Annotated in this window: 10 protein-coding genes and 1 pseudogene; 7 read left to right on the forward strand and 4 right to left on the reverse strand. The window is 59.0% G+C overall.

What is annotated here, in order from left to right:
* Positions 1-5: 5 nt before the first annotated feature.
* The 3 genes from AC2W7L_RS04375 to AC2W7L_RS04385 form a co-directional block, all read right to left on the reverse strand.
* On the reverse strand, positions 6-911 hold the full coding sequence (locus tag AC2W7L_RS04375) for a bifunctional methylenetetrahydrofolate dehydrogenase/methenyltetrahydrofolate cyclohydrolase (protein WP_486003425.1): 906 nt from the start codon (positions 909-911) through the stop codon (positions 6-8).
* Between the two features lie 232 nt (positions 912-1,143).
* Entirely contained in the window at positions 1,144-2,466 is a 1,323-nt protein-coding gene (locus tag AC2W7L_RS04380) for an MFS transporter (protein ID WP_486003426.1), read from the reverse strand.
* 214 nt (positions 2,467-2,680) lie between these two features.
* Positions 2,681-3,382: a GntR family transcriptional regulator gene (locus tag AC2W7L_RS04385; RefSeq protein ID WP_486003427.1), complete on the reverse strand. Its 702-nt coding sequence runs from the start codon at positions 3,380-3,382 to the stop codon at positions 2,681-2,683.
* A 135-nt stretch (positions 3,383-3,517) separates the two neighbouring features.
* Here AC2W7L_RS04385 and AC2W7L_RS04390 point away from each other — a divergent pair, with 135 nt between their 5' ends.
* The 4 genes from AC2W7L_RS04390 to AC2W7L_RS04405 are packed head-to-tail and all read left to right on the forward strand — an operon-like array spanning position 3,518 to position 7,521.
* On the forward strand, positions 3,518-4,735 hold the full coding sequence (locus tag AC2W7L_RS04390; protein ID WP_486003428.1) for a 4-oxalomesaconate tautomerase: 1,218 nt from the start codon (positions 3,518-3,520) through the stop codon (positions 4,733-4,735).
* Positions 4,732-5,754: an amidohydrolase family protein gene (locus AC2W7L_RS04395; RefSeq protein WP_486003429.1), complete on the forward strand. Its 1,023-nt coding sequence runs from the start codon at positions 4,732-4,734 to the stop codon at positions 5,752-5,754. The genes AC2W7L_RS04390 and AC2W7L_RS04395 overlap by 4 nt, the downstream gene beginning before the upstream one ends.
* A gap of 55 nt (positions 5,755-5,809) precedes the next feature.
* Positions 5,810-6,493 (forward strand): 4-carboxy-4-hydroxy-2-oxoadipate aldolase/oxaloacetate decarboxylase, encoded by a 684-nt coding sequence (gene ligK, locus AC2W7L_RS04400; RefSeq protein WP_486003430.1) that lies wholly within the window; start codon positions 5,810-5,812, stop codon positions 6,491-6,493.
* A 17-nt stretch (positions 6,494-6,510) separates the two neighbouring features.
* A complete protein-coding gene (locus tag AC2W7L_RS04405; RefSeq protein WP_486003431.1) occupies positions 6,511-7,521 on the forward strand; it encodes a VOC family protein in 1,011 nt (336 codons plus the stop codon).
* 93 nt (positions 7,522-7,614) lie between these two features.
* Here the strand turns inward: AC2W7L_RS04405 and AC2W7L_RS04410 are convergent, their stop codons facing one another.
* The gene (locus tag AC2W7L_RS04410) at positions 7,615-8,541 is read right to left on the reverse strand and encodes a LysR family transcriptional regulator (protein WP_486003432.1); all 927 of its coding nucleotides are present in this window, start codon (positions 8,539-8,541) and stop codon (positions 7,615-7,617) included.
* A gap of 114 nt (positions 8,542-8,655) precedes the next feature.
* Between AC2W7L_RS04410 and AC2W7L_RS04415 the strand changes: the two genes are divergently transcribed.
* The 3 genes and pseudogenes from AC2W7L_RS04415 to purU form a co-directional block, all read left to right on the forward strand.
* Positions 8,656-10,011: an aminomethyl transferase family protein gene (locus AC2W7L_RS04415; RefSeq protein ID WP_486003433.1), complete on the forward strand. Its 1,356-nt coding sequence runs from the start codon at positions 8,656-8,658 to the stop codon at positions 10,009-10,011.
* A gap of 4 nt (positions 10,012-10,015) precedes the next feature.
* On the forward strand, positions 10,016-10,930 hold the full coding sequence (locus tag AC2W7L_RS04420) for a methylenetetrahydrofolate reductase (RefSeq protein WP_486003434.1): 915 nt from the start codon (positions 10,016-10,018) through the stop codon (positions 10,928-10,930).
* Between the two features lie 30 nt (positions 10,931-10,960).
* Positions 10,961-11,803 (forward strand): annotated as a pseudogene (purU, locus tag AC2W7L_RS04425) (formyltetrahydrofolate deformylase); the annotation flags it as partial.
* Between the last annotated feature and the right edge of the window lie 126 nt (positions 11,804-11,929).

Below are 11,929 nucleotides of genomic sequence, written 5' to 3' on the forward strand. Positions count from 1 at the left end.
TTCTTCTATCGCGGCTGGACTTGCACCTCGTGTGCGTCGAAGGTTCTCTCTGCGGCCTCGACCACGTTAGTCAGCAGCAGCGCGACAGTCATTGGGCCTACGCCTCCCGGGTTCGGAGACACGTATCCAGCAACGTCAGCAACCGCCGGGTCCACGTCACCAAAGATGCGGCTCTTGCCGGTCGGATCGTTCTCGCGTGTGACACCCACGTCGAGGACCGCAGCACCTGGTTTCACATCTTCTGGGCCTACCAGGTGCTTCACTCCGGCGGCGGCCACGATGACATCGGCCTGGCGTAAATGTCTGGAGAGGTCCTTCGTTCCCGTATGTGTGAGCGTCACGGTCGAGTTGATCGCACGTCGGGTGAGCAGCAGCCCAATCGTACGGCCAATTGTCACGCCGCGACCCACGACAACCACATGCTTGCCGCGCAGATCATAGCCGTTACGCTCGAGGAGCTCGACGACTCCGCGGGGTGTGCACGGCAGAGGAGACTGAATAGGCTCGTTGACGTTCAGAACAAGGCGGCCCAGGTTGGTCGGGTGCAATCCGTCCGCATCTTTGGCCGGGTCGATTCGTTCCAACACTTCCTTTGTGTCGATATGAGATGGAAGCGGCAGCTGCACGATGTAGCCATGACAATCAGGATCGGCGTTGAGTTCATCGATGACTGTCTCAATGTCGGCTTGGCTCGCGTCGGCAGGCAGCTCGCGCTGAATCGAGTTCATCCCGACAGACACTGACTGCTTGTGCTTCATATTCACATAAAGCCGCGATCCAGGGTCTGCGCCTACGAGCACTGTCGCAATGCCAGGGATTGTTCCCTGGCGTTTGAGCATCGCGACTCGCTCGGTCAATTCAGTCTTGATCACCTGCGACGCTTCTCGGCCGTCAAGCCTCACTGCTGTCATCAGTACTGCTCCTCACTTTTTGTTGTTTGCCGGCGTTCGCGCGGGCATATCGTCGCGCCAGATCACTTCGGGTTTGAGTCGGTTCGGCGGCGACGCGAACATACCGTCAACTACACGTCTCTGTTCAACGTCAACCCAAGTAGAGCTGAGGCGTCGTCGCTGTCGATGTCGAACGAAGCTGACTGTTGGCGGAACACCATTGATCTCAGTTCTCCAGCTCAGAATGCCGCCGCTAGATGGATTGCCCACCGTCTCCGATGGCTGTCAGGGAATCGTGCTGACGCACGGAGTAGTCGACTGCACGGCCGCGGCTGGTCCTCGTTACCACCAGGACGAGCAGAAGCATGATCATCGATGACACGGCGAAAGCTGCAAACGCCGCAAAACCCCAATCGTGCAGCCCGAGTGCCATCAGCTGTCCGCCCATCCACGGGCCGAACACCGCGCCGAACCGACCCATTCCAGTCGTCCATCCGATGGCCGATGCTCGAGTCCTCGTGGGGAAGACATGAGCGACTGCGGCGTAGACCATGGTCTGGGCACTGAAAAGGAAGAACCCTGCGATGAAGACAACCAGGTAGGTGATGACAATCGGCATTTTGACGCTGAGGAGGCACACGGCGACAGCAGTGACCATGAACCACAGCATCGCGACCTTGACAGGCCCCAGCTTGTCCGACGTTCGGCCGGCGACCAACAGCCCGAAGACACCACCGAGGTTGATCACGATGAGGAACGACAGCGAGGAGCCGAGCTCATAGCCCTCGGCCGCCATCAGCTTCGGCAGCCATGTGCTCACCCCATAGACGAGAAGGAGACCGCCGAAAGAAGCCGCCCAGAAGAGTAGCGTAATGAGACCGTTCCGACGCTGAAAGAGACGACCGAGATTCCGCATGAACGAATCTCTGGGCGCGGAGCTGTCGCCTGTGAGTGCAGGTACGACCATGCCGAGCTTCCGCGCTGTTGCTTGGGCCTTCTCCATTCTCCCTTTGGCGACGAGGAAGCTCAGCGACTCAGGTAGGAATGCCCAGATCAACGGCACGAGCAGCACCAGAGGAATGACGCCGACCCAGTACATCGAGCGCCATCCTGCTGATTGCAGCAGAGAGATTCCCAACAGGCCAGCAACGATGCCGCCGAACTGGTGTGCTGTCATCAGAATGCCGATGGACAGGTTTCGACGCTTGTCGGTGGCGAATTCGGACACCATCGCGATCGCTGTCGGCAAGAGACCGCCCAGGCCAACGCCGGCAATCGTACGAAAGATGCCGAAGGAGGTGGCAGAGGGAGCGAGGGCACATCCAGCTGATGCCACTGAGAAAATAATCGTGCAAACGATGATGCCGCGTCGTCGCCCTATTCCGTCGGTCATCATTCCAGCAAAAAGAGCACCGATGAGCATGCCGAAGGTGGCATAGGAGCCGATGTTGCCAGCGTGGAGATCAGTCATCCCAAAACTTACGTCGGACGTCATAGACGGAATAGTCGCGCCGTACATGAAGGTGTCGATGCCGTCGAAGAAGACCGCCAGCCACGACAGGACCATGACGATCATGACTCCACGCCTACTCGTCGCGGTTTGTGTGGGTTGTGCAGAGACCATGTGGGCTCCTCAGTTCGAGCTCGTCGTTGAGAGTGAGTCGGCATGAACCGACAACTAAGAGTGAACCAGCATCAGACTCACATTGTCAACAATTTCATTAACACGAGAATGGGAGAGTCCGACTGATTAGCTTTTTCAACGAGCCCGATAAGCGCACCGAAGTCGCCTACTTTGCCGCCTCGATTGCCTCAATCGAACGACCCACGCTACTGATATGAGCCTGCATCGCAGCCGCTGCCGCATTGGGATCGTGCGCGCACACACTTTCGATGATGGCAAGATGCTGAGGGAGAGACTCTGCCGGGCGGCCAGGCTGCTGAGCCAGTTTGTATTGAAACCGCACCGCCTGCCCCCGGAGACGCCTGATCGTCTCAGCGGCAGTACGCTGCCCGCTGATATCGATGACCAGGGAGTGCAGTTCACTATTACACACAGAATAGGCCTCCCGGTCTCCGTCAACGACCGCTTCAGCCATACGCCGACCGATACTTCTGAGCAGTTCAACCTGATCAGAATCCACTTTCTCAGCCGCTCGTCGAGCGCACAACGATTCGAGCGCTCCCCGCACCTCGGTGATCTCGATCGCCTCCTCGAGCGAAATGGCCCGGACCCTGGCTCCGCGATTGGCCACCTTCTCCACAAGCCCCTCAGCGCTCAAGTCAGCCAGAGCAATGCGCACGTTTCCGCGCGAAGAACCAAATTCTTCGGCGAGATCAGCTTCGATCAATCGCTGGTTCGGCACGAGGTCCCCGGACATGATCTTCTCTCGCAGCCGGTCACTCAGATGGGCCGCGGGCATCGTTTCGGCTCTGCGCGAAGGGCGAAGGGCACTCGGATCAGCAATCGCGGGTGAATCTGACATGTTCATCTGCTCCGTTAGCCAACTGATTCGGTCTCGTTCAGCGTACCGACATACCTCGGAATTCGCGATGCAACCTCAGATTGAGCACAATATTGTTAACATCTATACTCGAAGTGTCCGGCTGTCGAAAGGTTTGCAACGATGCATGATTCCAACTCCCCACCGCCTGCGGGTCCAAGCGTCTCGAGTTCACAGACTGCCTTGCCCGCGTTGTTCATGCGCGGCGGGACCTCACGGGGCGCGTTCTTCCAGGCGTCAGATCTGCCCGCTGACACCGGACAGCGCGACCAAGTGCTCAGCGCGGTCATGGGAAGCCCACACCCTCTGCAAGTCGATGGTCTCGGCGGCGGGCATCCTCTCACCAGCAAGGCCGGCATCGTCTCCGTCTCTGACGCCGTCGGTATCGACCTTGATTTCACATTCGCCCAACTTCAACCGGAGAGCACTGAAGTGCAGACACTCGCGAACTGCGGAAACATGCTCGCCGCCGTCGTGCCCTTCGCTATAGAAATCGGCCTCATCTGCCCGGTGGAAGAATTGACAACTGTCACGGTGAGAACGTTGAACACCGGCCTCGTGGCCGAGATCACCGTGCACACCCCCGTGCTGCCCGACGGGCATCGCGTCATCGAATACGCTGGAGAAACCGCAATAGACGGAGTCAATGGCACTGGCAGCCCAGTGTCCATCCTCTTCCGTGACACAGCGGGGTCGATCGCTCCACAACTCTTGCCGACAGGCAACAGACGCGACGAACTGCGACTTCCCGATGGGACCGCCGTCGACGCCACGATGATCGATAACGGCCAACCCGTCGTCATTATCCGAGCCACCGACTTAGGCCTGAAAGGTACAGAAACGCCTGAAGTCCTTGAGGCTAACACCCGTCTAAGGGAGAGCATTGAAAACCTCCGTCTCGAGGCCGGAAGACTCATGGGCTTGGGCAACGTCACGGACAAGAGCTATCCGAAGATGACGCTCGTCTCCGAGCCTAGGACTGGCTCAGCGCTGAACACCCGTAGCTTCATCCCGCATACAGTCCACAGGTCCGTCGGCGTTCTCGCCGCACTCACCATCGCCACTGCCGCGTGCATGGAAGGGACCGTCGCCGCTGCAGTCTCGCAACCAGGCACCGGTGATGAACGCACGTTACTGATCGACCATCCCAGCGGCGGCTTTCCTGTCGACCTTCGCCTCGACGGCGAGACCGTCATCCGCTCGGGACTCACACGCACCGCCCGAACCCTCATGGCCGGCTCAGTCTACGTTCCCCGCAGTCTGTGGACGGGCAACGCCTCGGTGTCCGACGACTCGCACGAGGGCAATACCCACACTCCAACGGAAGGAATGCAAGCGTGATCATCGACTGCCACGGACACTACACGACAGCTCCAGGCGCGCTGGGCCATTGGCGCGAAGCACAGCTCACTGCGTTCAACGCAGGTCTCGAACTGCCAGGTACTGGGCCCACCATCAGTGATGATGAGATCCGTGAGTCCCTGGAATCCAACCAGCTGCGCCTCATGAATGAACGCGGAATCGACCTCACAGTCTTCTCGCCGCGTGCCTCGTTCATGGCACATCATGTCGGAGACTTCAGCGTTTCCGCTCAGTGGGCACGAGTTTGCAACAATCTCTGCGCACGTGTTGCCGGCCTCTACCCGCACAGGTTCGCTGCGGCAGCGATGCTCCCCCAGTCCCCCGGATTCGACCCGGCCACCTGCGTTGACGAAATCAGACGCAGTGCACTGGATAATAACGCGGTGGCTGTCAACATCAACCCCGATCCCTCGGGCGGGTACTGGACCTCTCCCCCGCTAACCGACTCTTCCTGGTTCCCCATCTACGAGGCCATGATCGAGCACCAACTGCCGGGTATGATACATGTTTCGACATCAGTCAACCCAGCGTTCCACACCACTGGAGCCCACTATCTCAACGCCGATACCACTGCGGTGATGCAGCTCATCGAAGGTGACCTGTTCGAACGCTATCCCGAGCTCAACCTCGTCATTCCCCACGGCGGCGGCGCTGCACCGTACCACTGGGGTCGCTTTCGCGGTCTGGCCGCTGCATTGAACAAACCAGAATTGGACACGCACCTGTTGGGAAACCTCTACTTCGACACCTGCGTCTACCACCAGCCCGGAATCGACGAACTCCTCACCGCAATTCCGACGAAGAACATTCTGTTCGCGTCGGAGATGATCGGCGCGGTGCGCACAATCGACCCAGAAACAGGCCACTACTTTGACGACACTGTCCGTTATCTCGATGCCGCTGACATCAATGAGAACGAACGTGCCTCAATCTTCGAGGCCAATGTCCGCCGGGTCTACCCTCGCCTCGACGAGCTTCTTCACAAACAGGGCCTCTGACTCTCGTTCGAGTCCACCACGACATTCCCAACCACCTCATACGAAAGAAGGCAGAATGTTCGATCTCGGCATAGTCCACACCTCCATCCCTCGACCCGAACCAACTGAGGTCGCCAGACTTCGATCGTTCGGCGTTGCAACCGTTCACGAAGCGCTCGGACGGGTGGGCCTCATGCGCCCCTACATCCGCCCGATCTATCCGAGTGCTTCTCTGTGCGGGCCCGCGATTACCGTGCTCCTGCAACCGGGCGACAATTGGATGCTTCACGTTGCGGCAGAACAGGTCCAACCTGGCGACGTCGTCGTTGCTGCCTGCACAACCGAATCCGAGGACGGCTTCTTCGGTGAATTGCTCGCCAGCTCGCTGCGCTCCCGCGGAGCCAACGGTCTCGTCATCGATGGCGGCTGCCGCGACACCACCGAACTCGAAGAGATGGACTTTCCCGTCTTCTCCCGAGCCATCAGCGCCAAAGGCACCGTCAAAGCGACGCTCGGCTCCGTCAACGTCCCTGTGGTCTGCGCGAACGCGCTTATTCACCCGGGCGATGTCATCGTCGCTGACCACGACGGAGTCGTCGTCGTGCCCCAGGAGCGCGTGTCCGATGTGGCCGATGCCGCACAGAAACGCGAAGACAACGAAGCGCAGAAGCGCGCTGAGTTCGACAAAGGAGTCCTCGGACTCGACCTGTACGGAATGCGGCAGCCGCTGGCAGACGCCGGCCTGACCTACCTCGACTGACTACGAAAGGCTTCACCATGACAAACTACGAAAATTTCGACGTGTCCCATCTCAGCGCGGTTGAACTCTTCACTCCGGTATTCGACGAGAGCCTAAGCTTCTTTACCGATCTGCTCGCGATGAAAGAGGTCGCCCGAATCGGTGACTCCGCCTATCTTCGGTGCTGGGACGAATACGAGCTCTACACCATCAAACTCACCGCCTCGCACACCAATGGCGTCGGACGCACACTCTACAGAGCCTCCAGTCAAGAGGCTCTCGAGCGCAGAGTCGCTGCGATCGAAACAACCGGGCTTGGACACGGGTGGAAACAACCCGAAGTAGGCGTGGGTGCTTCCTACGAGTTCGAAGATCCCGATGGTCACCTCATGGCCATCTACTACGACACTGAACGCTACGAGCCCTCCGGAGCTGACCAGCCGGCATTGAAGAATCAGGCTGCGAAGTTCCCCGGCCACGGAGTCAATGCTCGGCGTCTCGACCACATCAACTACCTCGCAGCCGACGTCACCGCCTCGGGCGAGTTCTGGCGAGATGTCATGATGGCGCGCGAGTCCGAACGCGTCGCCCTCGATGACGGTGGCTATGGAGCATGGTGGTACCGGTTCCAACAGAAGTCCTACGACGTCGTCTATTCCAACGATTGGACAAAAGAACGCGGACGATTCCACCACCTTGCTTTCTCCCCCGATACGCGCGAGGACATTCTCAAAGCAGCCGATATCTTCCTCGAGAATGGGATCTTCATCGAGTACGGTCCCTATAAACACGCCATCAATCAGACCTTCTTCCTCTACGTCTGGGAGCCGGGTGGCAATCGCATCGAGTTCGCCAACGCTGGAGCCCGCCTCATCCTCGACCCGGACTGGCCCGTCGTCGAGTGGAGTGAAGCCGAGCGGGCAAAGGGACAGGCCTGGGGAATGAAGACCGTGCCCACCTTCCATACCCACGGCACTCCCTATGTCGCTGACCAGGAAGAGATTGATCGTGCTGCAATGGAAGGTCGCCCGTACACGCCGCAGTCATAGGAACTGCTGCGGTTCGCCCAATTTGTACGGTACATGCACAGCAGGTTCTCTCCATGGTTGAGTGGCACGGATGACTCTTGCTACCCCGGGGACTCAGCTCTCTACGTGCATTGATCCGAAATCGGCCGGAGTGGTCACTACTGCACGGATGACTGTTCGGTAGAACCAGTCGAGCGCGTCTTGGCTCTGCGACGTGCTTCGACGGCATACGTGCAGACGCACTGGTGGGACCTCGAAGGGCAATTCGCGCACTTCGAGGTCCCACACGTGTGCCCACCCTTCTGCGATCGGACGCGGGATGATGGCGACATGTCCGGGATTCGACCGCAGAAGACTCGGCAACGCGGCGAATCTCTCGACGGTCGCGGCCGGTTGACGGTAGACGTCGGCGTGACGCTCGGCTGTCTTGAGAAGCTCAGATGCGGAATCGCCAGTGACCGCGATCCGCGGTAACTCAGAAAAGCGCTCCAAGGTCAGCGAGTCTGCCCCCAAAGTCTGTTTCGACACCACAGCGGCATAGGACTGATCTTTGACTCGAGTTCTCACGAATCCACCTGACAGATCGGCAGGTGCCACCGCCACATCGACGTATCCTCGCTCGAGCCAATCGACAAACTGCGTCTGGTCGAGGGAGATCGATTCGATTCGAATCGACGGTGCAGTTCCTCTCACCTCGGCAAGAATATTGCCCATCCATCCGACCTCTCCCAGCTCCGATAACGCGATCCGGAAGATCTTGTCCGAGGTACTCGGATCGAAGCGATGCACTCTCCCCAGAGCGGTGTCGATGCTATCCACTGCCGCACGCAATTCAGGATAGGCATCTTGCGCCACCGGCGTGGGCTCCATTCTTCTCCCGACACGTTCGAACAGTGGATCCCCGAAGTGCTTTCGCAAACGCCCCAGCGACTGACTGATCGCCGATTGTGTGACGAACAGTTCTTGAGCCGCCGATGTCAGGCTGCGACTCTCGTACACGTTGACAAAGACCTTGATCAGGTTGAGATCGATCGTTGTCATTGGCTCCACCTCTGCAGAATCATTCACGGTCGAATTAGTATTACTAATTCTATCAGGTGCCTCAATTAAGTAGTGTTGCTTGCGTTCATCAAGAAACGTAGTGAAGGAGCTACCATGACGTATTCTGCAGCCCAAGCCATCTCAGCCGCCGGCGGTGTCATCCCTGCCTTGCGGAATGCCCAGGCGCGGCCAGCAATCTTCCCGGTCACCCCCGAGTTCACGAACTGGCGCTCAGAACAGAGGTCATGGCGTGAATCGGTCGCTTTCCTCGACCAGTCGCACCATATGACCGATCTGTTCATCAAGGGCCCCGATGCACTCAAACTGCTGACCGACACCGGCGTCAACAGTTTCGCGAAGTTCACTCCGGGCAAGGCCAAACAGTTCGTGGCCGTCAACTACGAGGGCTATCTCATCGGCGATGCCGTGCTCTTCTACCTTGAGGAGGACTCCTTTGACCTCGTCGGCTGGTACATGGTCATCGACTGGGTCCAGTACATCGCTGAAACCGGTGGCTATGATGTGACGTTCGAACGCGACAGCAACTCGATCATGCGCGAATCAGGCGACCCGGTCCTCTACCGCTACGAGATCCAGGGCCCCAACGCTTTGGCGCTCCTGGAAGATGTCATCGGGGGCCCGGTTCCCGACACCAAGTTCTTCGGCATGGCCGACCTCGAAATCGCAGGGCACACTGTCCGCTCGCTGCGTCATGGGATGGCCGGACAGCCCGGGTTCGAGCTCTTCGGCCCGTGGCAGGAGGGAGACGATGTTCGAGCAGAGTTCCTCGCCAAGGGAGAGAAGTTCGATCTCGTTCGTGCTGGAGCCAAAGCCTACTCCACGGCAAACCTCGAATCAGCGTGGGTGCCGTCGCCGACGCCGGCGATCTTCACAGGACATCGAATGGCCGACTACCTCGAGTGGCTTCCCGCCGAGCGTATGGGATCCCTCGCAGGCAGTTTTGCCTCTGAGGACATCGAAGACTACTACAACACGCCCTACGACATCGGCTACGGACGCACAGTGAAGTTTGACCACGACTTCATCGGGCGCGAGGCTCTCGAGGACATCGCCACTCGCGACAACCGCGAAAAGGTGACGTTGGTCTGGGACCCCCAGGACCTTGCGGCCACGCAGCAGACGCTTTATGAAGCTGGAGTCCCCGCCAAGTACATCGAGTTCCCCAAGGCGCGTTACGGTCTCTTCCAGGTCGACGCAATCCAGGTCAAAGGAAAGACCGTCGGCATCTCTCATGACGCCGGCTACATCACGAACGAACAGGCGTTCATCTCACTGGCCAGCATCGACAAGGAATACGCAGCGCCAGGTACCGAAGTCGAACTCTTGTGGGGCGAGTCACCAGTGTCGACCAAGCCTGCAGTGGAGCACCACCGGCAGGTCAGCATCAAGGCCGTCGTTCAGCCGGCACCGTACTCATCATTCGCCCGCGAAAACTACCGGAAGAACTGAGATGATGACACAGACGACCATCGATTCTCGAGAATTGCTGTCGGCTTTCTCCCTTGAGATGACGGCCAAGGACATCGACGCTCTCGGCGCAGCTGCGGCGTCAATTCCCGCCGGGACGACTGTCAACCTCACCTATCTCGGCAATGAGACCACCGAGATGCGCATCGAAGCAGCGCAGGCGATAGTCGGAGCAGGATTTGATGCAGTACCGCACATCTCGGCTCGGCGTCTCACCGGCGAAGAAGAGCTTCGCGACTATCTCGAACGCCTAGCCGCTGTCGGCGCTGTCGAGCGGCTCTTCATCGTCGGCGGCGACCCGACCAAACCTGTGGGACCGTTCTCCGATGCCTTCTCCGTGATCCGAACCGGATTGCTCGAAGAATTCGGAGTCAAGGAGGTCGGGATCACCGGATACCCGGAGGGCCACCCAGACATCGACGAAGTCACGCTGTGGAACGCGCTGGAGCAGAAGCTGTCTGCTTTGGAGCGTGCAGGCATCGCGGCTTCGATTACCACCCAGGTATCTTTCGATTCGACGGCAGTCGCGAACTGGGTCCAAGCCGTCCGAGACCGCGGAATCGACGTTCCGATTCGAGTCGGAGCACCAGGTCCAGCAGGAGTCAAACGCCTCCTCGGATTCGCACGCAGACTTGGAATCTCTGCGAATGCAGCTCTGCTCAAGAAATATGGAGCCTCTGTCACCAACCTTCTCGGCCGTTCCACCCCGGCTACCTTCATCGAACGTGCCGCCGAGGACTTCGCTGGTCACGACTTCGGCGACGTGCGAATCCATTTCTACACGTTCGGTGGCCTCGAGGCCACCGCGCAGTGGGCAAAAGAATACCTGGCAGACGGTGGCCGCGAAGCGAATCCATCAATGCGCAAAGGAGAGTCGGATACCGATGTCTCCCGACAGTAGCCAGACCATCATTCAAAGGAACGCGACCGAGCCTGCCTCATCGTTTCCGGACCTGAGCGTAAGGGCATCGTCTCGGCCGTCAGCACAATCGTGACTCGTCATGACGGCAATATCGTCAAAAGTGATCAATTCTCCAGCAAGGGCGAAGACTCGACCTTCTACCAAAGACTCGAAATCGAGATGGAGGATCTGGTCGAGACACGGCCCCTCCTCGAAGCCGACCTGGCGGCGACACTGCCACAGCTCGGCCTCACATGGCAGCTGGTCGACCAGACGATCCCCAAGCGGATGATCGTCTTCGCTTCGAAATCCGACCACTGTCTCCTTGAACTGCTGTGGCGACATGAGCGCGGAGAGCTCAATGTCGAGATCCCCATGGTGATCTCAAACCACCGCGATGTCGAAGAAGAAGTGAGCTTCTTCGGCATCCCCTTCCACCATGTGCCAGCGGCGGGCCCGGACAAATCAGAGGCAGAGGCCACAATCCTCGAACTCATCGAAGGTCAGGCCGACTTCCTGGTTCTCGCCCGCTATATGCAGATCCTCTCGGGTGACTTCCTCGACGCGGTCAAGGTACCGATCGTCAATATCCATCACTCGTTCTTACCGGCATTCATCGGTGCCGCGCCATACCGCAAGGCGTGGGAACGGGGGGTCAAGCTCATCGGGGCGACTGCTCACTATGTCACTCCCGAGCTCGATGCCGGGCCGATCATCGAACAGGATGTGGCCTCGGTCAATCACACATTCGATCACAAGGACCTACAGAAACGTGGTGCCTACGTCGAACGCGCCGTGCTCTCACGAGCTGTGCAGGCTCACGTGGAAGATCGGGTGGTCAGACACGGCAATCACACTATCGTCTTCAGCTGATAGTTCCCCGGTGTCCTGTGTGACGATCAGACCATCACACATCACCAGCTGACAGCGCGCACTTGGTTGGGTGAAGAAGCACTTCAGACCCAGCAAGTGCGCGCTGTTCAGTTGTGCAGACGAGTT

It is taken from the genome of Brevibacterium sp. LAARM3_SD1, from assembly GCF_057364765.1.

Excerpts from the sequence above, each read along its gene's own strand:
- AC2W7L_RS04375 (WP_486003425.1), bottom strand. The coding sequence starts at position 911 with ATGACAGCAGTGAGGCTTGACGGCCGAGAAGCGTCGCAGGTGATCAAG.
- AC2W7L_RS04380 (WP_486003426.1), bottom strand. The coding sequence starts at position 2,466 with ATGATCGTCATGGTCCTGTCGTGGCTGGCGGTCTTCTTCGACGGCATC.
- AC2W7L_RS04385 (WP_486003427.1), bottom strand. The coding sequence starts at position 3,382 with ATGAACATGTCAGATTCACCCGCGATTGCTGATCCGAGTGCCCTTCGC.
- AC2W7L_RS04390 (WP_486003428.1), top strand. The coding sequence starts at position 3,518 with ATGCATGATTCCAACTCCCCACCGCCTGCGGGTCCAAGCGTCTCGAGT.
- ligK (WP_486003430.1), top strand. The coding sequence starts at position 5,810 with ATGTTCGATCTCGGCATAGTCCACACCTCCATCCCTCGACCCGAACCA.
- AC2W7L_RS04405 (WP_486003431.1), top strand. The coding sequence starts at position 6,511 with ATGACAAACTACGAAAATTTCGACGTGTCCCATCTCAGCGCGGTTGAA.
- AC2W7L_RS04410 (WP_486003432.1), bottom strand. The coding sequence starts at position 8,541 with ATGACAACGATCGATCTCAACCTGATCAAGGTCTTTGTCAACGTGTAC.
- AC2W7L_RS04415 (WP_486003433.1), top strand. The coding sequence starts at position 8,656 with ATGACGTATTCTGCAGCCCAAGCCATCTCAGCCGCCGGCGGTGTCATC.
- AC2W7L_RS04420 (WP_486003434.1), top strand. The coding sequence starts at position 10,016 with ATGACACAGACGACCATCGATTCTCGAGAATTGCTGTCGGCTTTCTCC.